24 protein-coding genes and 1 pseudogene are annotated in these 26,026 nt (G+C 71.3%); 18 read left to right on the top strand and 7 right to left on the bottom strand.

What is annotated here, in order from left to right:
- The first annotated feature begins 370 nt into the window (after positions 1-370).
- The 6 genes from AC4IJH_RS04425 (at position 371) to AC4IJH_RS04400 (ending at position 4,888) form a co-directional block, all read left to right on the top strand.
- Positions 371-1,264, top strand: coding sequence for a phage major capsid protein (locus AC4IJH_RS04425; RefSeq protein WP_490850153.1), 894 nt, complete (start codon positions 371-373; stop codon positions 1,262-1,264).
- Between the two features lie 612 nt (positions 1,265-1,876).
- Complete coding sequence (locus AC4IJH_RS04420; RefSeq protein ID WP_490850152.1) at positions 1,877-2,236, top strand: hypothetical protein; 360 nt, start codon at positions 1,877-1,879, stop codon at positions 2,234-2,236.
- 475 nt (positions 2,237-2,711) lie between these two features.
- On the top strand, positions 2,712-2,978 hold the full coding sequence (locus AC4IJH_RS04415) for a hypothetical protein (RefSeq protein ID WP_490850151.1): 267 nt from the start codon (positions 2,712-2,714) through the stop codon (positions 2,976-2,978).
- Entirely contained in the window at positions 2,959-3,474 is a 516-nt protein-coding gene (locus tag AC4IJH_RS04410) for a DUF6879 family protein (RefSeq protein ID WP_490850150.1), read from the top strand. The genes AC4IJH_RS04415 and AC4IJH_RS04410 overlap by 20 nt, the downstream gene beginning before the upstream one ends.
- A complete protein-coding gene (locus AC4IJH_RS04405) occupies positions 3,474-4,316 on the top strand; it encodes a helix-turn-helix domain-containing protein (protein WP_490850149.1) in 843 nt (280 codons plus the stop codon). The genes AC4IJH_RS04410 and AC4IJH_RS04405 overlap by 1 nt, the downstream gene beginning before the upstream one ends.
- A gap of 281 nt (positions 4,317-4,597) precedes the next feature.
- Positions 4,598-4,888, top strand: coding sequence for a DUF7848 domain-containing protein (locus AC4IJH_RS04400; protein WP_490850148.1), 291 nt, complete (start codon positions 4,598-4,600; stop codon positions 4,886-4,888).
- A 96-nt stretch (positions 4,889-4,984) separates the two neighbouring features.
- Here the strand turns inward: AC4IJH_RS04400 and AC4IJH_RS04395 are convergent.
- Positions 4,985-5,164, bottom strand: a pseudogene (locus tag AC4IJH_RS04395) (helix-turn-helix domain-containing protein); the annotation flags it as partial.
- A 213-nt stretch (positions 5,165-5,377) separates the two neighbouring features.
- Here AC4IJH_RS04395 and AC4IJH_RS04390 point away from each other — a divergent pair.
- The 4 genes from AC4IJH_RS04390 to AC4IJH_RS04375 all read left to right on the top strand — a co-directional run bounded on the left by AC4IJH_RS04390 (position 5,378) and on the right by AC4IJH_RS04375 (position 8,971).
- On the top strand, positions 5,378-6,883 hold the full coding sequence (locus AC4IJH_RS04390) for an MFS transporter (RefSeq protein WP_490850147.1): 1,506 nt from the start codon (positions 5,378-5,380) through the stop codon (positions 6,881-6,883).
- 147 nt (positions 6,884-7,030) lie between these two features.
- Positions 7,031-7,462, top strand: a complete 432-nt coding sequence (locus AC4IJH_RS04385) for a hypothetical protein (protein WP_490850146.1) — start codon at positions 7,031-7,033, stop codon at positions 7,460-7,462.
- Positions 7,462-7,797, top strand: coding sequence for a winged helix-turn-helix domain-containing protein (locus tag AC4IJH_RS04380; RefSeq protein WP_490850145.1), 336 nt, complete (start codon positions 7,462-7,464; stop codon positions 7,795-7,797). The genes AC4IJH_RS04385 and AC4IJH_RS04380 overlap by 1 nt, the downstream gene beginning before the upstream one ends.
- Positions 7,798-7,960: 163 nt before the next feature.
- Complete coding sequence (locus AC4IJH_RS04375) at positions 7,961-8,971, top strand: hypothetical protein (protein ID WP_490850144.1); 1,011 nt, start codon at positions 7,961-7,963, stop codon at positions 8,969-8,971.
- Here AC4IJH_RS04375 and AC4IJH_RS04370 read toward each other — a convergent pair.
- On the bottom strand, positions 8,916-9,974 hold the full coding sequence (locus tag AC4IJH_RS04370; RefSeq protein ID WP_490850143.1) for a M64 family metallopeptidase: 1,059 nt from the start codon (positions 9,972-9,974) through the stop codon (positions 8,916-8,918). The genes AC4IJH_RS04375 and AC4IJH_RS04370 overlap by 56 nt on opposite strands.
- A gap of 392 nt (positions 9,975-10,366) precedes the next feature.
- On the opposite strand from AC4IJH_RS04370, the gene AC4IJH_RS04365 reads away from it, so the two are divergent.
- The gene (locus AC4IJH_RS04365; protein ID WP_490850212.1) at positions 10,367-11,020 is read left to right on the top strand and encodes a response regulator; all 654 of its coding nucleotides are present in this window, start codon (positions 10,367-10,369) and stop codon (positions 11,018-11,020) included.
- 173 nt (positions 11,021-11,193) lie between these two features.
- On the top strand, positions 11,194-12,441 hold the full coding sequence (locus AC4IJH_RS04360; protein ID WP_490850211.1) for a sensor histidine kinase: 1,248 nt from the start codon (positions 11,194-11,196) through the stop codon (positions 12,439-12,441).
- Between the two features lie 50 nt (positions 12,442-12,491).
- On the opposite strand, the gene AC4IJH_RS04355 is transcribed toward AC4IJH_RS04360, so the two are convergent.
- Positions 12,492-12,866 (bottom strand): STAS domain-containing protein, encoded by a 375-nt coding sequence (locus AC4IJH_RS04355; protein ID WP_490850142.1) that lies wholly within the window; start codon positions 12,864-12,866, stop codon positions 12,492-12,494.
- Positions 12,867-13,326: 460 nt separating this feature from the next.
- On the opposite strand from AC4IJH_RS04355, the gene AC4IJH_RS04350 reads away from it, so the two are divergent.
- Both AC4IJH_RS04350 and AC4IJH_RS04345 read left to right on the top strand, forming a co-directional pair.
- The gene (locus tag AC4IJH_RS04350) at positions 13,327-13,977 is read left to right on the top strand and encodes a sigma-70 family RNA polymerase sigma factor (protein ID WP_490850210.1); all 651 of its coding nucleotides are present in this window, start codon (positions 13,327-13,329) and stop codon (positions 13,975-13,977) included.
- Positions 13,974-15,362 (top strand): anti-sigma factor family protein, encoded by a 1,389-nt coding sequence (locus tag AC4IJH_RS04345; protein ID WP_490850141.1) that lies wholly within the window; start codon positions 13,974-13,976, stop codon positions 15,360-15,362. The genes AC4IJH_RS04350 and AC4IJH_RS04345 overlap by 4 nt, the downstream gene beginning before the upstream one ends.
- A 138-nt stretch (positions 15,363-15,500) precedes the next feature.
- Here AC4IJH_RS04345 and purU read toward each other — a convergent pair whose 3' ends face one another.
- The gene (gene purU, locus AC4IJH_RS04340; RefSeq protein ID WP_490850140.1) at positions 15,501-16,373 is read right to left on the bottom strand and encodes a formyltetrahydrofolate deformylase; all 873 of its coding nucleotides are present in this window, start codon (positions 16,371-16,373) and stop codon (positions 15,501-15,503) included.
- Between the two features lie 95 nt (positions 16,374-16,468).
- Positions 16,469-16,927 carry an SCO4402 family protein gene (locus AC4IJH_RS04335; RefSeq protein ID WP_490850139.1) on the bottom strand — a complete coding sequence of 153 codons (459 nt, stop codon included), beginning with the start codon at positions 16,925-16,927 and terminating at the stop codon, positions 16,469-16,471.
- Between the two features lie 171 nt (positions 16,928-17,098).
- On the opposite strand from AC4IJH_RS04335, the gene AC4IJH_RS04330 reads away from it, so the two are divergent.
- Positions 17,099-18,436 (top strand): ABC transporter substrate-binding protein, encoded by a 1,338-nt coding sequence (locus AC4IJH_RS04330; protein WP_490850138.1) that lies wholly within the window; start codon positions 17,099-17,101, stop codon positions 18,434-18,436.
- 21 nt (positions 18,437-18,457) lie between these two features.
- On the opposite strand, the gene AC4IJH_RS04325 is transcribed toward AC4IJH_RS04330, so the two are convergent.
- On the bottom strand, positions 18,458-20,269 hold the full coding sequence (locus AC4IJH_RS04325; RefSeq protein WP_490850137.1) for a hypothetical protein: 1,812 nt from the start codon (positions 20,267-20,269) through the stop codon (positions 18,458-18,460).
- Positions 20,270-20,808: 539 nt separating this feature from the next.
- Entirely contained in the window at positions 20,809-22,197 is a 1,389-nt protein-coding gene (locus AC4IJH_RS04320) for an NsdA family TPR-like regulatory protein (RefSeq protein WP_490850136.1), read from the bottom strand.
- Between the two features lie 378 nt (positions 22,198-22,575).
- Here AC4IJH_RS04320 and AC4IJH_RS04315 point away from each other — a divergent pair, with 378 nt between their 5' ends.
- From AC4IJH_RS04315 to AC4IJH_RS04305, 3 genes are all read left to right on the top strand, one after another.
- Positions 22,576-23,247 (top strand): bifunctional DNA primase/polymerase, encoded by a 672-nt coding sequence (locus AC4IJH_RS04315; protein WP_490850135.1) that lies wholly within the window; start codon positions 22,576-22,578, stop codon positions 23,245-23,247.
- Positions 23,248-23,500: 253 nt separating this feature from the next.
- Positions 23,501-24,322, top strand: a complete 822-nt coding sequence (locus AC4IJH_RS04310) for an ABC transporter ATP-binding protein (RefSeq protein ID WP_490850134.1) — start codon at positions 23,501-23,503, stop codon at positions 24,320-24,322.
- Positions 24,319-25,935 carry a transporter gene (locus tag AC4IJH_RS04305; RefSeq protein ID WP_490850133.1) on the top strand — a complete coding sequence of 539 codons (1,617 nt, stop codon included), beginning with the start codon at positions 24,319-24,321 and terminating at the stop codon, positions 25,933-25,935. Before AC4IJH_RS04310 ends, AC4IJH_RS04305 begins: the two co-directional genes overlap by 4 nt.
- Positions 25,936-26,026 lie beyond the last annotated feature (91 nt).

Raw genomic sequence — 26,026 nt, 5'->3', positions numbered from 1 at the left:
AGGGTGACGAGCGGTACGCCGACCATGGCGGCCCGGTGGCCGCGAAGCTCCGCGAGGAATTGAAGTCGGTTACGTCTGAGCTTGAGGGGCATAGGGCCCGGATGGCCCGCATTGAGGCTGCTTCGTCCGCTGGCCTTCCCATTGCGCATGCCGACCGCCTAAAGGGTTCGACGCCGGATGAACTTGCCGCTGATGCACGGGAGTTGGCCGCTTCGCTAGGTCGCCCCGCATCACCCCATCTGACTCGCCCTGTTCCGAAGACTGGCGTTGAGCCGGGTGCCGTCGCGTGGGCCGCGAAGACTGATCCGCGCGCTATGGCTGCCGAGATCGCTAAGCGCGCTTTCCGCTGATTCCTTGAAAGGAAATTTTGATGACGAATAAACTACAGATTGACGATGTTGCCACCACGGCGCTTGCGCTGCTCTCGTATAGCTCGGTGCTTGGTGAGACGGTGTTCCGTGACGCCGAAGGCGATTTCTACGGTGGCGCCGGTGATTCCGTCCGTGTCCGCATTCCGAAGCGTCGCACGCCGACGAACTTTGACCCGGCTAAGGGAACTCAGTACGTCGATATTGACGAGGGTGCCGTTTCGGTGAAGCTCACGGATGAGCCGACGGATGGCGCCCTGGTTACGACGCATGACCTGACGCTTGATATTCGGGACTTTGGCGCTCAGGTGCTGATGCCTCAGATGGACGGTGTTGCCCGTTACGTTGAGAAGAACATTGCGGCGCTGATGAACACGCAGAGCGCTGCGGAGGAGGCGGCGGAGATTGACCCGAGTGAGCCGCTAAAGGCGATCACTAAGGCTGCCGCCGAGTTCACGCGTCGGGAGATTCCGCCGGGTGAGCGTTTCCTTGCTGTGGGCCCGGATGTTCAGAACCTGCTACTTGATGTGGAGCAGCTTCAGAAGGTCTCTGATGCGGGTGAGGATTCGATGCTTCGCCGGGCGACTATGGGTGACCTTTTCGGGTTCCGCGTGGTCGTTTCTCCGCATCTGACTGGCGCTGTCGCTTACCACAAGACGGCGTTTGCGCTTGCTGTTCGTGCCCCTGTTGCGCACATGTCTGCGGGTCAGTCTTCGTCTCAGACGTGGAACGGCTATGCGCTGCGCACCACGCTCGATTTCTCGAACGACTCCAAGTCGGATACCAGCGTTGTTGACACGCTGTGTGGTTCCACTGTCCTTGATCCGGTTCGGATGATTCCGATGAAGCTCAAGGCTGATGAGGGCGTCCCGCAGAAGACCCCGGCCCGGAAGTAGTGCCGGGGTGTTGTGAGACCCCCCTACCTCAGAGAGGGGGGTCTTATGGCGTGGGAGGGTTCAACCCGGCGGGAGCGGCTGCCTGTTGATTGGTCTCGCATTCGCGCTGATGTGTTGGCTCGTGATGGCTACATGTGCCAATGGATGCGCACGGACACAGGGCAGCCGTGCGGGGCGTATGCGCGGGACTGTGACCACATAGAGCCTGGCGATAACCACAGCCCCTCTAATCTCCAAGCGCTGTGCCGCTATCACCATGCGCGTAAGAGTTCGAGTGAGGGTGCAAGGGCGGCGAACGCTAATAGGCTGCGCGCCGCTCGCATCAATCCTGTCGCTGGTTCGGCTCGTTCAGCGCTGATCAATGCAACGCGTTCGTCGGCTGACGTCAACGCGTCGCGCAGTGAATCGAGTTGAGCCCTCCGCTCCGCCGAGCTTAACCCCGGTTCGCTCGGGTGGGGAGGGGCCTCCCGCGCCTCTCAGCCAGAGCGGTGGCAAATAGCTTTTGTTGCCGTGGCCGCATGCCCGGAACCTTTTCGGTCCACATGACCAGGGCTTTTACTTGAAATGGAGGGAGTTTTGATCCCTGATAACTACGAACGGATTACGTCCGCAATGGCGGATGAGGTCGAGTTCCCCCCTGACGCGCTGCTGATCATCCGTGAGGCCGCCGCGCTGCTCGACTCGGCAGACCTCTTGGACTCTCACGTCAGGAAGGCCGGGGCGATGGTTACGACGGACCGGGGTGGGGTCAAGGTGCATCCGGGAGTCTCAGAGTCTCGCAGGCTCCGTACGGACGCTGTGGCGATGCTGGGACGGGTCTTCCCGGAGGACGTGTCGGCGTCGGCGCTGACGGATGCTGCGGAAGCTCTCGGGGCTATGTCGGCTGCGTCTCGCAAGGCTCAGAAGGCCGCAAACGCGAAGCATGAGAAGGGTCGCGCGCTGGCGCGGAAGATCGCGGAGGCGGTGCAGTGACCCGCCGTGGTTTTCGCAAGCGTTCGCCCGCTCCGCCCGTGGCCCGCTCGTGCCGCTGCCCCGAGACGTTCGACGTGTCGCAGTGCCCCGCTGAGGTGCATGAGGTGATGGGTGTCCGGGACCTCCCGGGGTTCATGGAGCGGTACGGGTGGCTGCTTGACGAGGAGGTGTCCCGGTGAAGACCTGTACGCAGTGCGGCGCCGTGGGGACCCCGGAGGATTTCTACCGGTGGCGTCGTCGGTCTGAGCGTCGGCGGTCCGAGTGTGCGGCGTGTTCGCGGGCGCGGAGTCGGCGGGACTACTGGCGCCTTCGGATCGCAGGCTGAGAAAGGTCGGGATTTTCGCCGGCTGCGGGTGACTGCCCTTGCGGTGTACGGGAGTTGGCCACCTTCGATCCGCAGGCCCTCTTGCGCTGATCCGCCGCAGGGATGACGCTCTAGCAATCCGCAGCAATCGGATCGACACAGGGAGAAGTCATGCGCTTGCGTTTCCTGGGGATCATCCCGAACACCGGTAAGGACGACTCGCCCACCATCTGGCTGGACGAGGACAGCGGGGACCTGTTGATCCAGTCGTACAAGGCCACTGAGGAGGAGGTGCAGGGGTGCAAGGAGATCGGCTCAATCCCCGGCCACGGGACGGACGTTCCGGATCACGAGACGATCATCCGTCTCCCCAAGGTCATGATCCAGTACATCCCTCGCCCGGACGGAGACGACGCCGATGAAGCCCCCGGCGCGTGAGCCGCTGGCCCGAGCCCGACGTACCGCCATTCACCTTGAGGTCCGCGACCAGTACGCGAGCACTGACCCCGACTTCTTGGCTTGGCGGGAGGGGCGCCGCAAGTTCACAGCGGAAAACCGCGCCGACTGGTGGGAGGGCTGGCACGACGCTGTGCACGGTGCCGTCTCGCGGGGCGTTTCCGTCCGCCGTGCCCGGGTGGTCTCCGAACCGCTGACTGACTATGTCCGCTGGGAGTACGACTATGCGCTGACCAATGTGGAGGCCGGTGAGCAAGTCCGCTGGCTGCCCCGTCGCCGTGCGAAGGATCTTGCCGTTCCCGCTGTGGACTTCTGGGTGTTCGACAGTGAGTTGGTCCTCTTCCACCACTTCAGCGGAGACGGCGTGCTGATGGAACGGGAGTACGTCACGGACTCCGCCCTTGCCGCATGGTGCACGGACGCCTTTGATGCGGTGTGGGAGCGGGCGACGCCTCACGAGGAGTACAAGCCGGTCTAGTGCCCGAGTCAAGCAACGTCCAGCAAGCCCGGCAGCTCCTTGCCGACCGCCTTCGCGAGTTGGTCAAGGACTCCGGGCTTGAGGGCAAGGAGGTGGCCGCGCGCTGCGGCTGGGCCCCTTCCAAGGTGTCCAGGATCGCGACGGGGCGGCAGAAGCCCAGTGAGGGCGACATCAGGGCGTGGTGCCGGGCGACGGGCGCTGAGGGCCAAGCAGAGGACCTGATTGCCTCTCTGCGGGCCGTTGAGGGCATGTGGGTGGAGTGGCGCCGGATGGAGCGTGCCGGGCTGCGCAGGTCTCAGGAGGAGCGCCTACCGCTGTACCTGCGCACGCACCGATTCCGCTCGTACAGCTCATGGGCGCTGCCTGGTCTCCTCCAGACTTACCAGTACACGGAGGACGTGCTCCGGACGATCCAGAGGCAACGGGTAGCAACGGACGATGTTGCCGACGCTGTGGCCGCCCGCATGGAGCGTCAGCGCGTGTTGCATGAGGGGCAACGATTGTTCGCGTTCCTGATCGAGGAGCCCGTACTCCGCAACACCCTCAGCGCTGCGGACGACCAGGAGGAGCAGCTAGAGCACCTACTCACGGTGTGTGGCCTGCCGAACGTCAGTCTGGGCGTGGTCCCGATGGCTCAGCGGCGCCCCCAACTGCCGGTCGAGAATTTCTGGATCTACGACAACGCCCAAGTCAACGTCGAGTTGGTCTCCGGGTACCTCACGCTGACGCAGCCCAGCGAGGTCAAGGCGTACGCCGACACGTTCGCCACGCTGGCCGATATGGCGGTCTACGGCCAGAAGGCCCGTGCACTGATCGTCAAGGCTCGTGACTCGCTCGTGTAATTGCCTCGCAATCCATCGCAATCCGCTGGGAGTTGAGTGTTCCGGGTTCCTAGCGTGGTGGAGAACGGACCACGCGAGGGGACTGCGCCAATGGCAGCGAAGACCGATGCGATCAACGGGGAAGCTGGGTACGTCACGTTCACTGAGGACAGACCTGATTGCGAGAAGTGCGGGAAGATCGTCAAGCCCTTGGACCCTGCGCGCAGGATCGAGCGACAGGGGGGCGGAGACCCGGAGATCGTCTATTGGCATAACCTCTGTTTCCGGCAGGTGAGGCCGCGATGACCCGCGCTTCGTACCGGTTCGCTGACTGGGGCTTCCAAGAAGACGAGCAGACGTGGCCCGTGTCCTCCGCTGAGTGCCGCTCTTCGGAGAGCTGCAAAGACTCTTTCAAGGTGTGCGGGGCAGATGCCAAGGCTGTGCGCGACTGGATGGCCGCACACGCCACTGAGACGGGCCATACGCACTTCTGGGAGGAGTATGGACGGCCAACGGTCGTGACCCCGCCGGAGGGCTCCAAGGCCGCTCAGAGGGTCGCCGAAAGGCTCGCCGAGTACACGGTGGTCACGTAGCCCACGTACGGCCCCGGTTGGCGTTCCCCCCGAGCACTGACCGGGGCTTTCCGCTGCTCAGCCGACCGTTTCCCGAGACGTATCCCGGACGGTGTACCTTTCGAGCCAGGTGTACCAGGTGACGCTGACACCCGAGAGCTGGGCGACCTCCTCGCGGCGCAGCCCCGGGGTGCGGCGGCGCGGCCCCGCGGGGATGCCCGCCTGCTGCGGGGTGACGCGCTCGCGGCGGGAGCGGAGGAACTCCGCGAGAACGCGGCGGTGTTCCTGGTCGGGCATCGGATCCTCACCTCACGGCCGCGGCCCGCCGGGGCCGTGGCCTGCCGGTACCGCGGCCCGCCCGGGCCGTGGGCTGCTGGGCAGTGCTGCTGGTTAGTACTGCTGGGTAGTACTGCTGGGTAGTACTGCTGGTTAGTACTGCTGGGTAGTACTGCCGCCACCAGCATAATTTCCCTCTGTATAGCGGCGGCGGACCGGCCGAGCCTGGTGCGCATGACTCATACGCCATCCTCGTCGCCTCCGTCCCCCTCGTCCCCCTCGTCCCCCTCGCCCAAGAAGTCCCGCTCCGCCGCCCCCCTCCCCCGGCCTCCTGAAGGCGCCTCCCCTTGGCGGGCCCTGACCGTCATCCTGGCCGGCGTCTTCATGGCCGTACTCGACACCTTCATCGTGATGGTCGCGGCCCCCGCCATCCAGCAGGACCTGGGCGCCTCCCCCGCCGACGTCCAGCTGATCCTGGCCGGATACCAGCTCACCTACGCCATCGCGCTGATCACCGGCGCCCGGCTGGGCGATCTCCTGGGCCGCAGACGGCTGTTCCTGTCCGGCATGGCCCTGTTCACCCTGGCCTCGGTGGCCTGCGCCGCCGCCCTCGGGCCCGGCATGCTGATCGCCGGGCGGCTGGTCCAGGGGCTCGGCGCGGCCGCGATGTTCCCGCAGGTCTTCGCCATGATCCAGGTGCTGGTCCCGGAGGCGAAGCGGCCCCGGGCCTTCGGCGCGCTGGGCGCGGTGATCGGACTGGCCGGCGTGGCAGGGCAGTTGCTCGGCGGGGTCCTGATCTCCGCGGACCTCTTCGGTACGTCCTGGCGCCCGATCTTCTGGGTCAATGTCCCCATCGGCCTGGCGACCCTCGCCCTGGCCGCCGTCCTCGTCCCCGAGTCGCGGGCGCCGGAGGCCCGGCGTCTGGACCTGCCCGGCGCGGGCGTACTGACCGTCGCCCTCTTCCTGCTGGTCGTACCGCTCATCGAGGGGCGCCAGGCGGGCTGGCCGCTGTGGACCTGGCTGAGCCTGGCCGCGGGCGCGCTCGCGCTGGCCGTCTTCGGGCTGGTGGAGCGGCGGGTGTCGGCGCGCGGCGGAGCACCGCTGGTACGACTGCGGCTGCTGCGCGAGCGCCCCTTCGCCGTGGGGATGTCCCTGGTCCTGCTCGCCTACCTGGGCATCAACTCCTTCTTCCTGATCCTGTCCGTCACCCTCCAGGACGGCCTCGGCCAGGACGCCCTGGGCGCGGGCCTGTTCTATCTCCCCTTCGCCGCCGCGTTCTTCGCCGGCAGCCTGGCCGCCGGGCGGCTGGCCCGGCTCGGGCGGGCGGTGCTCCAGGCGGGCGCGCTCATCGGCGGCCTGGGGTACGCCCTCGCCATCGCCCTGGTCCTGCGCGCCGGGGACGCCCTCACCGCCTGGCACCTGGCCCTCCCCTTCGTCCTGGTGGGCCTGGGCACCGGCCTGTTGGTGACTCCGCTGCTGAGCGCCGTCCTCTCCACCGTCGCGCCGCGGGAGATCGGCATGGCCTCCGGCGTCCTGTCCACCGGCCAGCAGATCGGCGGCTCGGTCGGGGTGGCCGTGGTGGGCGTCCTCTTCTACGGCGCGCTGGGCGGCGCGGCACGGCAGGACGTGGCGGCGTACGGGCATGCGCTGACGGTGGCGTTGGCGTTCAACCTGGCGCTGTACGTGGTCATTTCACTGCTTTTGACCCTGTTGCCACGGACTGGTGCGCGTCACGGCTAGATGCATTTCCGACAACCACTTGCCAAGTTGGCAAGTGGTTGTCATGCTGAGAAGCAGTCAGGAAGTCGAGTGACTTCAGGGACGGGATACAGGGGTCCACGGGGATCCACGGGGATCTTCAGGGCTCTACAGGGACCTACGGGGGGCATGATGGCCGAGTTCGCGGAACGAGCCGCCTACGCGGCGCAGTTGACCATCGCGACCGACACCGAGCGCGCCGCACGGCGCCAGGGCCGCTGGCAGGCGCGGTACTTCATCGGCTTCGCCGTCCTGCAACTGGCCTTCGTTCCGACGGTGTTGCTGTGGCACGGCCCGATGGCCGTCGCCGTGGCCACCAGTGTCAACAGTGCGGCCGTCATGGCCCTGGTCACCTACGCCAACCGTCGGCCCATGACCCGCCGTGGCTTCACCCGCGTACACACCACGATGATCGCGAGCTGGGCGGTACTGTATTTGGCGGCTCTCCAGCTCGGTCTGCACATATTCGACGGCAGCGTGCTCTTCGCCGCAGCAGGAGCCCTGGCCTGCGCTCTCCCACCTGCCCTCGCCGCCGTTCACGAGATCCGGATCAGCCGCTGATGCCCCCCGCCCACCCCCGGCACGACCTCGCGCCGCTGCTGTCCTCGCCGGTGCGGCTGTCCATCGTGGCGGCGCTGGCGCCCGCGCAGAAGGCCGAGTTCGCCTTCATAAGGGATCTGGTGGAGATCACCGACTCGGCGCTGTCCAAGCAGGCCACCACTCTGGAGGAGGCCGGTCTGCTGCTCGTCACCAAGGGTCAGGTCGGGCGCCGGCCGCGCACCTGGCTCTCGCTCACCGCGGAGGGCCGCTCGGTCTACGAACGCCACCTCCAGGCACTGCGCAACATCGCCACGCTCTCCGCGTGGGAGGGGGATGGGGAGGGGGCGGGCGGGTAGGGGGAGAAGAGCCGAGGCGGGCGGGTAGGGGGAGAAGAGCCGAGGCGGGCGGCCGTCAGCAAGCCCGATGTGCCGCCGCACATCGGGCCCGCGAGGAATGGAACCTCCGTCGTCCGGACAGCCGTCCTTCACACCGCAGTGGTTCACGGGATCGGGGGCGGCCATGGTGTGGCAGGACGGAACAGCGGTCGATGTCCGGGGCGATCCCGACCCCGGGCGGGTGGCGACCGAGCACAGCGGCGCCTATCTCGCCGCGGGGCTCGCGCTGGCGCTGTACGGCGCGGCGCTGGCCGCCTGGGTCGTGTACGGCATCCTCGAAAGGGACAGCGGCGTCGGGGAGTTCCTGGAGGGGATCTTCAACCCCCGGGCGGCCGCTCCGGCGGCCCAGCTGCTGGGGCCGTACGAATGGGCGCTGGCCACGGCGCTGTTGGTGGTCGGCGGGCTCGCGCTGAGCCAGCGGAGGGTGGCGCGCGGCGCCGCGCTGCTGCTCGGCTTCATCCTTCTGGCCATGTCGCTGCGGGAGGCGATCGGCCTGCTGAACGCCTCCTACCGCAAGGACTACAGCCTGGAGTATCTGGGCGGTTGGGCGCTGGCCACCAGAGGCCTCGGGCTGCTGGTGGCAGTGGTCGTGCTGACCGCGCTGCTGCCCGCGGCCCAGGACGCCGGTCCGGGCGCCGACCGGTGGTGGCAGCGGCGGCTGTCGCGCGTCTGCGCGGTGCTCTTCCTGGTGATGGGGGTGGTGCAGGGCGCCTGGCTCATACGCGACCTGACCGCGGCCGGCGTCGACGCGAGCCGCTATCTGCACGGCGCGGTCGACGCCTCCGTCCTCGGACAGATCGAAGTGGCCACCACCGACGACTTCTACACCGTCGCCTCGGCGGTGGCCCTGCTCGTCCTGGGGGTGCTGGCCTACCGCGGCGGGCGCGATCTGCGCAGCGCGCTGGTGCTGTTCGCCGCCGTACAGCTGTATGTGACCGTACGGACCGTGGTGTGGCTGACGGTCACGGGCTTCTTCGGCGCGGCCCTGTCGACCACCGAGGGCACCCTGCTGCTGGTGACGACGGCCTACGCGCTGGCCGCCACGACCTGCGTCGTGATGCTGGCGACCGGACGGGCCTTCACCCCGTATGCCGGCGGAAGCCGGCAATCATGGCTTCGAGCCCGACCGGATTGAACTCCCGCCCCAGCGTCCGCATGATCGAGTCGGCGGAGGGCCGGTTGAGGCCGCGCGGGTAGTAGCCGCCGCCCTCGTACGCGCCGACCGTGCCGCCGTCGGGTGAGGGCTGGCCGAGGTAGCGGTACCACTTCGCCTTCTGGGCGCTCATCTCGGCGGCGCTGAGCTTGGTGATGTTGGGCTCGGTGGGCTCGGGACCGGTGTAGGTGCCGTACTCCGGGTATTGGTACTCATCGGCGAGCTTGCCGAAGGAGTGGCCGGTCTCGTGGACGGCGATCTGGGCCGAGGCCGAGTGGTCGGAGGCGGCGGTGGCGATGCCGTCGTAACCGAGCGGCGAGCTGATGTCGTTGTAGCCGGCGCCGCCGTATTTGGCGGAGTTGGACAGGACGATCACGAGGTCGGCGTCCGGGGCCTTGGAGGCGTAGGACTCGACCTTGCCGGTGTCCACGCACAGCAGCCGCTCGATGCCGCCGCACCAGTAGTAGCTGTCCAGGGCGGTGTCCTTGACCACGTCCCGCGTCGGGTCGCCGGAGACGCCGGACTGGTTGGAGACGGCGTCCACCGTCCAGACGTTGAAGGAGTCGCGGTGCGAGGCGTACGGCTCCACGGCGGCGATCTGCGCCCACTTGGCGCTCGCGTCGTCGTGGAAGTCCTGCTGCTGGGCGAGGGTGTAGCCGTCGCCGAGGAAGACGACGTCGACCTTCTTGTCGGAGGGCCCGTTCTCCAGGACCGTCCCCACCTCGCCGTCCGCGGCGCGCCCGGCCGCGGACAGCGGACGCTCGGCGCGGGCGATACGGCCGGGGGTGGCGGCGGGCACGGTGGTGTGGCGCGGGTGGGCCGCGGGGCCGGTGAAGTACTCGACCCGGTGGCGCGGTCCGGCGGCGCCGGGCCCGTCGGGGGCGGGTGCCGGGCTGGCGGGCGCGGTGGCCGCGAGGGTGGTGGCGAGCGCGAGGCCGAGGGCCATGGTGAGGGTACGTATCGGTATGAAGCGGGATCTGTGCACGAAATGCCTCCCGAAACTGCCGCTGCGAGCGGCCAGTTGAGCCGGAACTCGAAGGAACGGGCACGAGCGCCGGCCACCGTAGAGGCGTATGTGACATCAGGCAACGGATGTGACACCAGTAGGCGTCTGCGAAGGCGAAGACACGCCAGTGACGCACACCAGTGACGGCCGTCGCGTGTGGGGGTCGCGGCGGCCGCCACTGTGAGCTGCGACGCGTGGTCGGCGCGTGGCCGCCTCATTGGTGCAGCATGAGAGGCACTCTGCCCGCGGGCCCCACCCCGCGGCATCCTCCGCAGGTCTCGCCCTGACCCCCGCCGTTCGGCGGGGGTGGGTCCGGCTCGGCCCGCGGGACCGGTACGGGGCGATGGGGAGTTGCGATGGAGGAGCCGACGGTGATCCGGGTGGCGGTGGTGGACGACGAGCGGCTCGTCAGATCCGGACTGCGGATGATCCTGGACACCGGCCAGGACATCGAGATGGTCGCGGACTGCGGCGGCGCCGAGGCGGTCTCCACCGTCCTGGACGCCGCCGCCGATGTCGTCCTGCTGGACATACGGATGCCGGACGTGGACGGACTGACCGTGCTGCGCTCCCTGCTCGCCGCGCAACGGCCGCCCGCCGTGGCCATGCTGACCACCTTCGACGGCCAGGAGTACCTCTCGGCGGCGCTGCGCGAGGGCGCGGCCGGTTTCCTGCTCAAGGACTGCGACCCCGAGCAGCTGCTGCGGGCGGTACGCACCCTGGCGGCGGGCGGCAGCGTCCTGGACCCGGGCGTCACCCGCACCGTGATCGGCGGCTATCTCACCGCGGAGGCGCAGACCGCCGCGGCCCGCGCGGTCAGCGCGCTGACGCCGCGGGAGTCGGAGGTGCTGGCCCTGCTGGGCGAGGGTCTGGGCAATGCCCGCATAGCGCAGCGGATGGGGCTGGCGCCCAGCACCGTCAAGGACCATGTCCGGGCACTGCTGGGCAAGTTGGGCGGCCTCAACCGCGTACAGGCAGCCATCGTCGCGGACCGCGCGGGCCTGGTCGCGGGCGGTCCGCGGTGAGCGGGGCGGGCACGGCGGACGCGCGGGGCACGGGGGGCGAGCAAGGCACGGCGGACGCGCGGGGCGCAGCGGACGCGCGGGGTACGTCGGGCAGGCACGCCCGGCGTACGCGGCCATGGGGCGCCGACGCCGATGCGCACCCCGGGGGCAGAGCCCGCCCGAGCGGCGGCCTCCTGCGCCGCTGCGCGCCGACCGTCGTCCCCGTACTCCTCGGGATCGCCGACGCGCTGCTGGTCAACGGCGTCCAATGGGACCTGGAACTGGGGGTGTCGGCGCTCGCGGCGGCCGCCCTGCTGCTGCGCCGCAGACTCCCGCTGACCGTCTTCCTGGTCACCCTGCCCGGCCTCTACATCGGCTACATCTGGTTCGCCCCGATGATCGCCCTCTACTCGGTCGCGGCCCTGCGCCCCGGCCGGCTGCGCCTGGGCGGCTGCGCGGTCCTGCTCGTCGCCGCGCACTTCCTCCCGTACCCGCTGTCCGACCTGGAGCTGACCGCGTACCGCGAGAACACCCAGGTGCTGATCGACGCGAGCGTCACCTCGGCCGCGCCCATCGCGCTGGGCCTGCTGGTCCGCACCCGCCGCGAACTGGCCGTACGGGTCGAGGACTTGACCCGCAGCCTGCGCCGCGAGGACCGGCTGATCGCCGACCGGGTGCTGGCCACCGAACGGGCCCGGCTCGCCCGCGAGATGCACGACGTGGTGGCCCACCAGGTGAGCCTGATCAGCCTCCAGGCCGGCGCGGTGCAGCTGGCCTCCAAGGACGCCACGGCCCGGGACGGCGCCCGTACGATCCGCGAGCTGTCCGTACGGACCCTGGACGAGCTGCGCCACATGGTCGGCATCCTGCGCGCGGCGGGCGGCGGTACGGCGGGCGGCGCCGCGCCGCCGCGCGGACCCGCTCCCCAGCCCGGCCTCGCCGAACTGCCGCGGCTGATCGAACTGAGCGCCCTGGACGTCACCTTCGAGGGCGGCGTGGCGCCCGGGGCGTGCGGCACGAGGTCCGTGGAGCGGGCGGCGTACCGGACGGTGCAGGAGGCGCTGACCAATGTCCGCAAGCACGCGCCGGGTGCGCGGGTGCAGGTGCGCATCGAGGAGTTGGAGGACATCGGAGCGCCTGGAGCGCCTGGAGCGACCGGGGAGGCCGCGGGGGCCGGGGAGACCACGGGGGCCGGGGAGACCACGAGGGCCGGGGCGTGCGGGCGGCCCGCGGGAACCTCGCGCGGCCTGTGGGTGGAGATCCGCAACGGCCCGCCGGACGCGGCCGGTGAAGCCCCGGCACTGCCCGGCGGCGGCCACGGTCTGGTGGGGTTGCGCGAGCGCGCCCAGAGCCTGGGCGGTTCCCTGGAGGCGGGCCGCACACCCGACGGCGGCTTCGTCGTCCGCGCCCGCTTCCCGGCCGGGGCGGCGGGCGCGGCCTGAGCCTCCGGCGGCCAACGGCCCTGCCCTGGGGCCGGCGTAAACCAGCGGCCTCAGGCCGTCAGCGGCGCCGCCGTCTCGTCCACGGCCGTGGTCAGGTCGGGGTAGACCTCGAAGAGCCGCCGCACGCCCAGGGCCGCCAGGACCCGGTTGACGTGCGAGCCGTCGACGGCGCCCTGTGCGGGCAGGATCAGCCGCAGCCGCCCCTGGCAGGAGCGCATCAGCCGGCGCGCGGCGATCAGTACCCCGACGCCGCTGGAGTCGCAGAACCGGACCCCGGACAGGTCCAGTACGAGGCTGCGGCGCCCCTCGGCGACCGCGTCGTGCACGTGCTGGCGGACCGCCGGCGAAGTGACCAGGTCCATCTCACCGGAGACCTGTAGTACGGCCCACTGGCCCTGCTCGCCCTCTGCCACCTTCAACGACACGCGCTCGAAGCCTTTCGCTCGTTCTCGGACCGGCTCGGACCGGATGGCTCCCGGATTGATCCGGAACCCGTCCTTCCTGCCTCGGCTGCCCGGCCTCTCTCCCCTGAAACTCTTCAGAATTCTTCGCGCAACAGGCCGTCCCTCCCCAAGGCTATGCCCAGCGAGATGCTCACTTTCCCCCGAATTCGGTCACACACGGATAACACATCATCGAATATGAGCGTCGACGATCCGCATCAATCGGCTACCTACCGGGCACTACCACCACAAAGTAACGGCCGCTATACCATCCGCAGCCGCACCGGATGCGCAGATTGCCGTAAAGGAGCGTGCGGGGTCGGACCCGCGCACTACATTCGGGAACACGGTGGACTCTGTGATGGTGGGCACGGTCATGGCGGGCACGGTCGCGGCGGCGGACGGCGACGGCGCGCCGCCGGGCGCGAGGGAGGGGGAGCTGATGGGCAACGACACGCCACCGCGCTGGGACAGGCGGATGCAGCAACGGCTCGCACGCGGCGAAGCGGCCGCACTCGGCGAGCTCTACGACCGCTTCGCCTCTCTCGTGCACAGCCTGGCCCACCGCGTCCTGGGCGACGAGGACGCGGCCGACCGCATCACCCGCGAAGTCTTCGGCTACATCTGGGAGAACCCCGACTCCTACGACCCCAAACAGGGCTCGCTGCGCTCCTGGGTGGCCACCCTCACCCACCGCCAGGCCGTCCACCGCCTGCGCCAGGCCGAGTCCGCCTCCGCGCTCGGCTGCGGCGAGCACGCCCCCGCGCCCGACGAGATAGAGCGCAAGATCAGGGCGGCCTCCACCGCCGCCCGCGCCGACTACATCGTCACCTCCATGCCCGCTCCCCTGCGCGCCGCGCTCGAACTCGCCTATTTCCAGCGCCGCGACTACCGCCAGACCGCCGCCGACCTCGGCGTCACCGAGGACGAGGCACGCCGCCGGCTCCGCCTGGGCCTGCAGTTGCTCTCCACCGCCCACAACCACCAGCCCCACCAGCCCGGCAGACCCCCGGGCAGCCCGCCCGTCGGCGGGCTCGACCAGGACCGGACGGGGGCGCCACCGCCCGGCTCCGGCTGCGGGCGGGCCCGGTGAACGGCCCGGACGAATGGGACCGTTGCGGCCCGGACGGCCCCGATGAGGGCACGCCCGGACCCGGCGAGCGGCCGCGCATACCGTCACCGCGCCCCGCCGCCGAGGACAACGGCCCGCTGCCCGACCTCCCGCCGCCCGCTCCCGCAGCGGACCCCACGGCGGCCCCGGGCACCCCGCAGGACGTACCACCGCACGCACCACCACCATCGCACCGGGAACGGGAACACCACGTGGAACTGGAGCTGGACCAACAGCCGGCCTCCGCCGCGCCTCCCGCACCCCCGCACAAGGTCCTCAAGTCCCTGCTGGGCGCCTGGGCGCTGGCGGCCTGCTCCCCGGAGGAGACCGCGGCGGTCGAGGCCCACCTGACCGACTGCGCGGCGTGCGCGGAGGAGGCGCTGCGGCTGCGCGACGCCGTCGGCCTGCTGCACCCGGCCGACAGCCTGGACCTGGACCCGCTGCTGCGCTCGCGGGTCCTGGAGGGCTGCCTGGGCCGCCGTCCGGCCCGTATCCCCGTGCCCGAGTGGGCCGCCCCGTACGACGCCGAGGCCGCCCGGCTCGACGCGCTGCTGCGCGACATGGGCGAGGCGGAGTGGCGGGCTCCGGTGTGGCTGCGGTGGTTCGAGGGCGAGCGGCCCGTGGAGCGCGAGACGACGGTGGCCGGGGTGATAGGCCATCTGCTGGCCGTGGACGGCCTGCTCGCCACGGCCCTGGGCCTGCCCGACCCGCTGGGCGCCGCGGCGCCGCCCACGCCCGCGGGGCCCACCACCCGTACCGAGGCCTACTGGCGCGCGGTCGGCCACACCAACTCCCCGCTGGCCACCCGCGTGCCCTGGCGCAACCAGAGCCACACCCTCATACGGACGGTGTCCTTCGCCGGCCGTGGCGTGGCCGAACTCTCCGTCCCCTACGGCGAGTTCCGGCTCCCGCTGCGCGACTCCTTCCTGGACCGCGCCTTCGAGTGCTGGATCCACGCCGGCGACATCGCGGACGCCGTGGACTACCCGTACGAGAGCCCGTCCGCCGCCCACTTGCACCGGATGGTCGACCTGGCCGCCCGGCTGCTGCCCGCCGCCCTGGCGGACCGCAGGCGGGCCGGTCTGGCCTCCCCGTCCCGGCGGCTGGTGGAGGCGGGCACCCCGGGGCGCACCCTGCATCTGGAGGTGGAGGGCAACGGCGGCGGCCACTGGTACATCGCCCTGGACTCCCCCGCCGCGCTGGGCACCCCGGAGCGTACGGTCGCGCACATCGCCCTGGACAGCGTGGAGTTCTGCCAGCTGGCCGCGGGCCATGTCTCGCCGCAGGAGGCCGCGGCGGGCCAGTACGGCGAGCGCGACGCGATCCGCGACGTCCTCTTCGCGACGGCGTCGCTGTCGCGGCTGTGAGGAACCGTTTTGCGCCAGGCACGGCATGACACGGCCCCGTACACCGTGATCACGGCGTACGGGGCCCGGCCCGCCTCGGACCTCAAGATCTGCTCGGACCTCAAGACCTGAAGACCTCAAGTCTTCAAGACCTCAAGTTCAGGCGAAAACCACCGTGCGGCTGCCGTTGAGCAGCACCCGCCGCTCACTGTGCCACTTCACCGCCCGCGCCAGCGCCTGGCACTCCACGTCCCGGCCGATCGCCACGAGCTGGTCGGGGGTGACCTCGTGGCCGACCCGCTCGACCTCCTGCTCGATGATCGGCCCCTCGTCGAGGTCGGCGGTGACGTAGTGCGCGGTGGCACCGATCAGCTTCACGCCGCGCGCGTGCGCCTGGTGGTAGGGCCTGGCGCCCTTGAAGCTCGGCAGGAAGGAGTGGTGGATGTTGATGATCCGGCCGGACAGCTCCTTGCACAGGTTGTCCGAGAGGACCTGCATGTAGCGGGCCAGCACCACCAGCTCCACGCCCTCCTCGCGCACCAGCTCCAGCAGCCGCCCCTCGGCCTGGGCCTTGGTGTCCTTGGTGACCGGGATGTGGTGGAAGGGGATGCCGTACGAGCCGGCCAGCTCGGCGAAGTCGGTGTGGTTGGAGACCACGGCCGCGATCTCCACCGGCAGCGCGCCGATCCGGGAGCGGAAGAGCAGGTCGTTGAGGCAGTGCCCGAACTTGGACACCATCAGCACCACGCGCATCTTCTCGTCGGCGCGGTGGAGCTGCCAGTCCATCTGGAAGGAGTCCCCGACCGCGGCGAAGCTGGCGCGCAGCTTGTCCACCGTCACGGACGCGTCCGCGCTGAAGTGCACGCGCATGAAGAACAGCCCGGTGTCGTGGTCCCCGAACTGCTGGCTGTCCTCGATGTTGCACCCGGTCATGAACAGGTAGCTGGACACCGCGTGCACGATGCCCTGTTTGTCCGGGCAGGACAGGGTGAGGACGTACTGGTCAGGGGTACTGGGCTGCGACTCGCTCATGACCTCATAGGGTCGCACATTCCCCGGACCGCCCCGACCGCCCGCACTCCGGGCCCCGGCCGTTCGGCCCGCTCGGGCCCTGGGGCCCCGGCCGCTCAGGCCGAGGCCTCCATGCCCCTGGTCAGGATGGCCAGGACCTCCAGGGAGCGCGGCGGGGTGTCGGGGTCCTCGCCGTCGGCCGTTGCCAGGCGGACGTGGGCCTCGCGGGCGGCGCGTACCGCCTCGGGCCAGCCGTGGTGGTCGACGTAGGCGGCGACCGGGGCGTCCGCGCCGACCTGGTGCATGATGCGCAGCACCCGCAGGACGGCGACGTCGACCAGGGCGGCCTCCTGGGAGTCGCGGAAGATCGTGCCGACGTATTTCTCCGCGGACCAGTTGTCCAGCCAGGTGTCCTCGACGAGCCGGTAGACGGCGTCGGTGACGTCCCCGTACCCGGGGCGGCCGGTCAGCCAGGTCTCCTGGTGGAAGACGGGGTCGGAGAGCATGTGCAGCGCGGAGCGCACATTGCTGCGCCAGCGCCACCACGGCATGTCATTGAGCGGCATGGCGCCCATGGTGGTCGAGCGACGGCCGCGACGGGAAGACTTCTCCGAACCTTGCACAGTATTCGATCGTACGTTCCTCGTTGATGATCATCGGCGGCCCCCCGGATTTCACCTGAGCGCCACGGCCCGTTGCCCTCTCGGCACGCGGCCGTTTTGGGCCGGGCGCGAGGCTGCTTGACCATGACCGGACGGCGACGCCCCTCCCCCCGCCCCTTCCCACGCGCCGCGGCGAGAGGCTTCCTCTCCACGGCGGTCTGCACGGCGGCCACGGCGTCCCTGCTGTCCGGCTGCGGCTCCCTCCCCGGAACCTCGGGGGGCTCCGGGGAGAAGGAGCCGCTCACCGTCATGACCTGGGCACCGGAGCGCACCGCGGCCACCAATATGCCCGGCATGCCCGCCATGGCGCAGGCCTACGCCCGCTGGGTCAACTCCCAAGGCGGCATCCGCGGCCACCGCCTGAACGTCATCACCTGCAACGAGCACAACGACTCGGTGGACGCCGCGCAGTGCGCCCAGCGCGCGGTCGACGCCAAGGCCGTCGCCGTCGTCGGCTCCTACAGCCAGTTCGGGCGCGCCTTCATGGCACCGCTGGAGGTGCACGGCATCCCCTTCATCGGCGGCTACGGCGTCTCCGACGAGGAGTACGCCAGCCCGCTGTCCTACCCCGTCAACGGCGGCCAGGCCGCCCTGCTCGCGGGCAACGGGCACCAGCTGGCCCCCGAGTGCCGCACGGTCTCCCTCGTACGCCCCGACACCATCGCCGGCGACCGGATGCCCGCCCTCCTCAACGCCGGGCTGGCCGACGGCAGCCAGGGCCCGGCCAGGGACATCCGCGCCCCCGAGGACGCCACCGACTACGAGGCCGCGGCCCGGCGCGCCCTGCAGGCCGTGGGCGCCGCCCAGGACGGGTCGGGGGCGGGGCGGCCCGGCGGGTGTGTGACGGCCGCGCTCGGGGAGCGCACGGACACCTTCTTCGACTCCTTCCGGCGGCTGCGGCCCGAGCGCCCCAAGGTGCGCATCGCCTCCGTACTGGGCAGCGTGGGCCAGGGCCTGGTGGACCGTACGGGCGGCCTGGCGGGGCTGCTGGAGGGCGCGTACGTCACCGGCTGGTACCCGGTCGCCGACGACCCGCGCTGGAAGCCGATGCGCAAGGTGATCAGCGACCACGCCTTCAACGACAACCGCATCGACCCGGCGGACCCGGGGGTGCAGACGACCTGGATCGCCTACACGGTGCTGCGCGCCAAGATCGAGCAGCTCGCCGACGAGGGCACCGAGGAGATCACCGCACACACCCTCCAGCAGACCCTGGACCGCGGCGAACAGGCCGTGAACACCGGCGGCCTGACGCCCGAGCTGCGCTGGCGCGCCCACGACATGCTGGCCGTCCAGGACTTCCCGCGCACCGTGAACGGCATGGTGACCTATCAGGTCGTACGGGACGGGCGGCTGGTGGCGGCGCGGGACGGCTTCGTGAACGTCACCAGGACGCTGGAGCGCCGGCGCGCGGCCGAATGACCCTCACCGACGGGCACCGGCTCACAGGTCGCCCGCGGAGTGCCGCGAGAGGCCCTGCTCCTTGAACCGGCCGACGATCGGGTCCCACAGCTTCGCCGCGTCCTTCTTGGCCTCGGTCGCCTTGCCGCTGGCGGCGACCGCCTTGTCGTGCTCCTTGGAGTTGCGGGCCCGGCCCTTGTGGCAGCCCTTCTTGCCCGCGACCTGGTCGGCCCAGTTGGCGAAGTGGCTGTCGGCAGCGGCGGAGGACTTCCAGGCGGTGGTCAGCGCGGAGGTCAGCTCGGCGCTCTTGTCCAGCTTGTCCACGGTCAGCTTCTGCAGCCGCGCCACCATGTCGTTGCGCTGCTTGGCCGCGTCCCGCAGGTCCTTGGCCGCGCCGTCGAGGTTGTCGCAGGTGCCGATGGACTTGACGGCGTCGACCACCGCCGAGCGGCTGTTGTTGCTGTCCTTCAACAGCGCGTCCAGCGCCTTGGCCTGCTCCGCGGCGGGGTCCGGGGGCGGCGGCGCCGGCTTGGCGGGCTTTTCTCCCTTGGCCTGGTCGGCGGCCGACTTGCCGGCCTCCTGCTTGGGCTTCTTCTCGCCCTCGTCGCCGCCGCTGAGCGCCCAGCCCACGCCGAGCCCGGCGCCGGCCAGCAGCACCACGGCGATCCCGATGATCACGGCGGGGGCCATCCGGCGGCGCTTGCCGCCGCCGTCCGGCTCGTACCCGTCATAGGTATCCTGCGGCGCGAACTGCCGCTGCCCGTACGGCTGTTGCGCGGGCTCCTCGAAGCGCGGCAGCTGCTGGGTGGAGTCCGGGGCGCCGTCCTGAGCGCCGCCGCCGGGCCCGGAGTCCGAGCGGAACAGACCCTCGAACTCGGCGGGGGTGGGGCGGTCGGAGGGTGCGCCGGGGCGGATTCCGAAGGGGGCGCCGGGCGGCGGCGTGGGCGTGCCCGCGCGCACCGGGCGGATCAGCCGGGTCGCGTCCGAGCCGCCCTGGTCCGGGCCGCCGGGCGGGGGGCCGCCCGTGCCCGGCCCCTGCTGCTGCGGCGTGATACGGCGCAGCGTCGTCGTGGACTCCACCGGGCGCTCGGGGGTCTCGGGCGGCAGCGGCCCGGCGCCCTGGCCCGCCGGTGCGCCCTGTGCGCCGGGTGCGCCTGGTGTGCCTTGCGCGCCGAACGGCGGGATCAGCTGGGTCGCCTCCGCGTCACCTGCGGCGGGCGGCATGGGCGCGCCCGCGGGCATCGGCGCGGCGGGCGGCAGCGGCGCTCCGGGCTGCGGCCTGGCGGGCACCATCTGGCCCGCGGGCATCGGCTGCCCGGCCTCGGGCGGCAGCGGCGCGGCACCCTGCGGCGCCGCGGGCACTATCTGCCCGTACGACGGAGTCTGCTGCTGCCCGTACGGCGTCGCTTCCGGCGGAAGCGCCCCTGTGTGCGCCCCCTGCTCCGCTTGTGCGCCCTGTGCGCCGGGCATGCCGGGCACGCTCTGCGCACGGTGCGTAACCGCCCCCCGGATGGGCGGCAGCAGCGTGGTCGCATGATCCCCGTCGCCGGTCGCCGGCGGCTGCTGGGGCGGCATCTGCTGCGCAGGCGCCTGAGGCTGCGGCTGGGACTGCTGCAACGACTGTTGGTACTGCGGCTGTACGTACGCAGGCTGCCCCTGCGGCGACTGCCCCTGCGGCGACTGCGCCGACGGCGGCTGCCCTTGCTGCGGCTGTCCCAACGGCGGCTGCCCCTGCGGCACCTGGCCGTAGGGCGCCTGCCCCGGCGGGAACTGCCCGTATCCCGGCTGCTGCTGACCCTGCGGCGGCATCGGCGGCCGCTGTACGGGCTGCTGTACGGGCTGCTGAGGAGGCATCGGCGACTGCCCGAACGGCTGCGGCGCCGGCTGCCCCTGCCCGGGCTGCACCTGCCCAGGCCCTCCCTGCACCGGCTGCCCCGGTGCGGGCTGCCCCGGCATCTGCGGATCGTGCGGCGGGGCCTGATGAGGCGGGTGCTGGGCCTGCGCGGGCGCCTGGCCCGGCCCCCAGGGCTGGCCCCACGGCTGCCCCGGGGCTGGGGCCACCTGCTGCTCGGGCGCCCACGTGTCACCGTGAGCGGGCAGCACAACACCCTCTCGCGCGGGCCCACCCGCAGCATTCTGCGGGTCGTTGCCCTGTCCGCTCTGCGTCACCGGGACTCCTACCTCTGCAGAACCTACGGAATCGACGGGTCACGCTACCGGGTCGCAGTCGCGTTCGACCACGTCCCCTGGTCACCACCCGTCCCTCCGAACGCCCCGCCGCCGGACGGGCCGGCCCATTCGGCCCGTCCGGCGTTGGAGGACACACGGCTCCCGGGCGACCCCGACGATCCGTACCGGCCGCAGAGATCGGATACGCGCGGGCCGCGGGCCCGCTACGCCGCGCGCAGTTCCATCCGCGCCCCGAACTCCCGCACCACCGGCTCGTCCCGATACGGCTCCAGGCGCTGCTGGAAGTCCTCCAGATACTCCGTACCGCGGCTGGAGCGCAGCCCGCCGAGCAGTTCGACGGCCTGGGTACCGGTGTGGCAGGCCTGCTCGATCTCGCGCTGCTGCACCTGTGCGCTGGCCAGCAGCACCAGCCCGATCGCCCGCCGCCGCGCCCGCCCCTCGGGGTGCCCGTCCAGCGCTTCCTGGGCCCGCTGCCTGGCCGGCGCGGCCTGCCCCAAGTCGCGGTGGCAGTGCGCCAGTTCGTCGGCGAGATAGGCCTGGTCGAAGTGCGAGATCCACACCGGGTCGTCGCCCGCGTCGGAGCCCGCGTCCGCGCGCTCCATGGCGCCCAGGGCCCGCCCCGCCACGACCTGGAAGGCGCGGCCGTCGCCCATCAGCGCGTGTCCGCGCGCCTCCGCCGCGAAGAACATCGCCTCGGCGCGCGGGGTGACATGCCCCCTGGCCCCTTCCTGCGCAGCCTTGGCCAACTGCGCGATCTCGCGCGGATTGCCCAGCGACGCGGCGAGATGGCTCATGCTGGCGGCCAGCACATACCCCCCGTATCCCCGGTCCCCGGCCGCCTGCGCCAGCCGCAGCGCCTGGATGTAATAGCGCTGGGCCAGCCCCGGCTGCCCGGTGTCCACGGCCATGTAACCGCCCAGCTCCGTCAACCGCGCCACGGAGGCGAACAGTTCGCGCCCCACCGACTCGCGGTAGGACCCGGCCAGCAGCCCGGAGACCACGCTGTTCAGGTAATGGACCACCACCGGACGGACATGGCCGCTGCCGTAACGATGGTCCAGCTCGCACAGCGCCGTGGTCATGGCGCGTACGGCCTCCACGTCCGACATCCCCACCCGCGCACCGGCGTTGCGGGCGACCTGGGTGTCCGTGCTCGTGATCAGCCAGTCGCGGCTCGGCTCCACCAGCGCCGAGGCCGCCACCGTCGAACCGCTGAGGAAGTCCCGGCGCCCCACATCGCTGCGCCACAGCTCACAGACCTGTTCGATGGCGCCCAGGACCGTGGGCGAGAACTGCAGCCCCACTCCGGAGGCGAGGTTCTTGCCGTCGGCCATGCCGATCTCATCGATGGTGACCGTGCGCCCCAGCTTCCGCCCGAGCGCCTCCGCGATGATGGCGGGGGCCCGGCCGCGCGGCTGCTGACCGCGCAGCCAGCGGGCCACGGACGTCTTGTCGTAGCGCAGGTCGAGGCCGTGCTCGGCGCCGCACATGTTGACGCGGCGGGCGAGACCGGCATTGGAGCAGGCGGCTTCCTGAATCAGCGCCTGCAGCCGTTCGTTGGGCTGCCGCGCGACGAGTGGCCTGGCGGCCATGTTGTACCCCCTGTTACTGCAGCGCGTTCACCGACGAACGCCGTTCCCGTTGATCAATTCCCCGCGCATGTCCGGGATATCCGAGATATTCGACGAAGCATGAAGAGTTGCCCGGATATGGGGAATGCGAGAAAAGCGCGTGATGCCCGCGTCCAGCTCGCGGCGCCACCGGCGCCCGGGTTGTCACCCCTGCGCTGCGGTGCGGTCTGCCGCCGGGCGGCCTCTCCGCCCGTCACGCAGGTGGCTACCCGCAAACCGTTCCCATTCCGCGCCTGCGCCCCCATACATGCATCCATGCGCCCCGCACTGGGGAGCGATGCGCCGGTACCGTCCGCAGGTTGGCCGTAACCCTTGGTGACAGGGGAAGTTGTCATCTGCGTGGAAGAGACCATCGGAGTCACAGGAGCGTCGCAGATCCCCAAGCAGCGCGGTGAGCTGCTGCTCGACACTGCGGTGCGTTACGCGGAAGAGCGGCACTGGGATGTGTTCCCCGGCGCATGGCTGGAGGAGGACAGCGAGACACCGCGCTGCTCGTGCGGCGCGAACGACTGCGCCGCGCCCGGCGCACACCCCGCGGCTCCCGGCTGGGCCAACCAGGCAACGGGCAGTGCGACGGCCGCCCGCAGGATGTGGGGCAAGCAGCCGCGCGCCTCGATCCTGCTGCCCACGGGCCGTACGTTCGACGCGATCGATGTGCCCGAGACGGCCGGCTGTCTGGCGCTGGCCCGCATGGAGCGCATGGACCTGCCGCTGGGCCCGGTCACCCGTACCCCCAGCCGCCGCATGTACTTCTTCGTGCTGCCGGGCGCCACGGCCAAGGTGCCCGATCTCGTACGCAAGCTCGGCTGGCCGCCCGCCGCGATCGACCTGATCGCCCGCGGCGAGGGCGACTACGTCGTCGCGCCGCCGACCCGCATGGGCCCGCACGGCTCGGTGCAGTGGGTCCGCCAGCCCACCGCCGCCAACCGCTGGCTGCCCGACGCGGAAGAGCTGATCAGCCCGCTCGCGTACGCGTGCGGCCGCGAGGCGGCCACCGCGCGGGGCCGCTGATCAGCCCTTCGTCTCCACCCACAGGCGCGAGGCGGCCACTGCCCGCGGCCGCTGACCTGTCCTCCGCTTCCACCGGCAGGCACAAGGCGGCCACCGCGCGGGGCCGCTGAGAGCCCGCTCTCCTCCGAAGGTCGCAGGCACCACCGCCGCCATCCCCTCCCCAGGTCTGAGGACCCGTCCCGCCTCGTCCGTATTGTGGACGTTACGGACGGGGGCACGACCGCCCCTGCGGGGACGTCGAAGGGCAGGACCGGTGGCCAGCGAGCCGGAACAGATCAGCCAGCACAGGGAGACGGCGGGCGCGCCACCCGCCGTGCGCATCCAGGGGCTGTGGAAGAAGTACGGCGAGCAGGTCGCGGTGTCCGGCATCGACCTGACGCTGCCGGCGGGCCGCTTCATCGGTCTGGTCGGCCCCAACGGCGCGGGCAAGACCACCACCTTGTCGATGGTCACCGGCCTGCTGCGGCCGGACGCCGGGCAGGTCGAGATCGGCGGCCACGACGTGTGGCGGGACCCGGTCTCCGTCAAGGCCCGCATCGGCGTACTGCCCGAGGGGCTGCGCCTCTTCGAGCGGCTGTCGGGCCGCGAACTGCTCTCCTACATCGGCCGGTTGCGCGGCCTGCCCGGCGAGGAGGTCGACAAGCGCGCCGGGCAGCTGCTGGACGTACTGGACCTGTCGGGCTCGCAGCACAAGCTCGTCGTCGACTACTCCACCGGTATGCGCAAGAAGATCGGGCTGGCCGCGGCGCTGCTGCACAACCCCGAGATCCTCTTCCTGGACGAGCCGTTCGAGGGCGTGGACCCGGTCTCCGCGCAGACCATTCGCGGCGTACTGGAGCGCTACACCTCCTCCGGCGCCACCGTCATCTTCTCCAGCCACGTCATGGAGCTGGTGGAGTCGCTGTGCGACTGGGTCGCGGTGATGGCCGCCGGGCGGATCCGCGCCGACGGGCCGCTGGCCGAGGTGCGCGGCGACGCCGCCTCGCTCCAGGAGCGCTTCCTGGAACTGGTCGGCGCGCAGGGCCGCGAGGCCGGCGAGAACCTGGACTGGCTGGGCGGTGGCGGCGCCCGATGAGCACGGCCCCGACTCCCGCTCCTTCTCTGACGCCGGTCTTCGTACGCCTGAAGCTGTCGCTGCTGCGCAACGGGCTGCGCCAGTCCACCGGCCGCACCCTCGCCTATGTCGCCTCGATCGTGGTGGGGCTGCTGTTCGCGGCCCTGCTGGTGGTGGGCCTGATCGCGCTGCGCGGCAACGCCCACGTCGGGGCGCTGGCCGTGCTGCTGACCGCGATCCTGACCCTGAGCTGGGCGGTGATGCCGCTGTTCTTCCCCAGCGGCGACGAGACGCTGGACCCGACCCGGCTGGTCATGCTGCCGCTGCGGCCGCGCTCGCTGATCGTCGCGCTGCTGACGGCCTCGCTGGTCGGCATCGGCCCGGTCTTCACCCTGGCGCTGGCGGCCGGTTCGGTCGTCGCGCTCGCCCAGGGCGCGGCGGCGGCCGTGGTGGGGGTGCTCGCCGTCGTCCTGGTGGTGCTGGTGTGCGTGGCGCTGGCACGCGCCGTGGCCACCGCCAACGTACGGCTGCTCACCAGCCGCCGGGGCCGCGATCTGGCCGTGCTCAGCGGCCTGTTCATCGCCATCGGCGCGCAGGGCGTGAACATCGCCGTGCAGAAGCTGGCGGGCCCCGACGGCATGGCGATGCTGGAGCCGCTGTCGCGGGTGGTGCGCTGGATTCCGCCGGCCTCCGCCGTCGACGCCGTCCAGGCGGTCGGCGAGGGCTCCTACGGGCGCGCGGCGCTGGGCCTGGTGCTGACCGCGCTCGCGCTCGTCCTGCTGCTGTGGTGGTGGCAGCGCACGCTGACCCGGGTGATGACCTCGCCCGACTCCTCCACCCTCCAGGCGGTCGAGAAGGACAGCGCGCGCAAGTCCTCCGGGGGCGAGCGCGGGCTGATGCGCCTGCTGCCCCCGGGCCGTACGGGCACGGTCATGGCGCGGACGCTGCGCTATGCCTGGCGCGACCCGAAGTCGAAGATGTCCTGGGCGATGGCGCTGGGCATCGGCCTGCTGGTGCCCGTCGTCAACGCCGTCCAGGGCAACGGCACCGTCTACACCGCCTTCTCCGCCTCGGCGCTGCTGGGCATGCAGATGTACAACCAGTTCGGGCAGGACACCTCGGCGTTCTGGATGGTCGCCTCGACGATCTCCACGCCGCGGGAGGCCTATCTGGAGCTGCGCGGGCGGGCGTTCGCGCTGGCGCTGGTGGCGGTCCCGTTCGTGACGCTGGTGGTCGTGGGCACCGCCGCCTTCGTCGGGCCGTGGTCGGCCTTCGTCGAGGTGTACGGGCTCTCGCTGGCGCTGCTGGGCGCGCTGATGGCGACCGGCGCGCTCGCCTCGGCGCTGTTCCCGTACTCCATCCCCTCGGAGGGCAACAAGAGCGTGGCCCCCGGGCAGGGCGCCATCGCCTGGTTCAGCCTGCTGATCGGTGTGGTCGTGGGCGCGGTGCTGTGCGCGCCGGTGCTCGCGCTGACCATCTGGCTGCATGTCGCGGGCCTGCACGGCGCGCTGTGGGTGCTGCTGCCGGTCGGCGCGGCCTGGGGCCTGGGCGTCGCGGCGCTGGGGCTGCGGGTGGCCGCGCCCCGCGTGGTGAACCGGCTGCCGGAGATTCTGGCGGCGGTCAGCAAGGGCTGAGGTCCGCGCTGTGCGGCGGGGCCGCGGGGTGTCCTTGGGGGCACGCCGCGGCCCCGCGGCGTGGGGGGGGCGCCGCGGTCCTCGTGGCCTC

The organism is Streptomyces sp. UF-297 (assembly GCF_058245575.1).
This window is presented reverse-complemented; position numbering and strand designations above follow the sequence as displayed.

Excerpts from the sequence above, each read along its gene's own strand:
- AC4IJH_RS04420 (WP_490850152.1), top strand. The coding sequence starts at position 1,877 with ATGGCGGATGAGGTCGAGTTCCCCCCTGACGCGCTGCTGATCATCCGT.
- AC4IJH_RS04375 (WP_490850144.1), top strand. The coding sequence starts at position 7,961 with ATGGTGTGGCAGGACGGAACAGCGGTCGATGTCCGGGGCGATCCCGAC.
- AC4IJH_RS04410 (WP_490850150.1), top strand. The coding sequence starts at position 2,959 with ATGAAGCCCCCGGCGCGTGAGCCGCTGGCCCGAGCCCGACGTACCGCC.
- AC4IJH_RS04415 (WP_490850151.1), top strand. The coding sequence starts at position 2,712 with ATGCGCTTGCGTTTCCTGGGGATCATCCCGAACACCGGTAAGGACGAC.
- AC4IJH_RS04380 (WP_490850145.1), top strand. The coding sequence starts at position 7,462 with ATGCCCCCCGCCCACCCCCGGCACGACCTCGCGCCGCTGCTGTCCTCG.
- AC4IJH_RS04350 (WP_490850210.1), top strand. The coding sequence starts at position 13,327 with ATGGGCAACGACACGCCACCGCGCTGGGACAGGCGGATGCAGCAACGG.
- AC4IJH_RS04320 (WP_490850136.1), bottom strand. The coding sequence starts at position 22,197 with ATGGCCGCCAGGCCACTCGTCGCGCGGCAGCCCAACGAACGGCTGCAG.
- AC4IJH_RS04325 (WP_490850137.1), bottom strand. The coding sequence starts at position 20,269 with ATGCCTCCTCAGCAGCCCGTACAGCAGCCCGTACAGCGGCCGCCGATG.
- AC4IJH_RS04305 (WP_490850133.1), top strand. The coding sequence starts at position 24,319 with ATGAGCACGGCCCCGACTCCCGCTCCTTCTCTGACGCCGGTCTTCGTA.
- AC4IJH_RS04385 (WP_490850146.1), top strand. The coding sequence starts at position 7,031 with ATGATGGCCGAGTTCGCGGAACGAGCCGCCTACGCGGCGCAGTTGACC.
- AC4IJH_RS04400 (WP_490850148.1), top strand. The coding sequence starts at position 4,598 with ATGACCCGCGCTTCGTACCGGTTCGCTGACTGGGGCTTCCAAGAAGAC.
- AC4IJH_RS04425 (WP_490850153.1), top strand. The coding sequence starts at position 371 with ATGACGAATAAACTACAGATTGACGATGTTGCCACCACGGCGCTTGCG.
- AC4IJH_RS04390 (WP_490850147.1), top strand. The coding sequence starts at position 5,378 with ATGACTCATACGCCATCCTCGTCGCCTCCGTCCCCCTCGTCCCCCTCG.
- AC4IJH_RS04335 (WP_490850139.1), bottom strand. The coding sequence starts at position 16,927 with ATGGGCGCCATGCCGCTCAATGACATGCCGTGGTGGCGCTGGCGCAGC.
- purU (WP_490850140.1), bottom strand. The coding sequence starts at position 16,373 with ATGAGCGAGTCGCAGCCCAGTACCCCTGACCAGTACGTCCTCACCCTG.
- AC4IJH_RS04330 (WP_490850138.1), top strand. The coding sequence starts at position 17,099 with ATGACCGGACGGCGACGCCCCTCCCCCCGCCCCTTCCCACGCGCCGCG.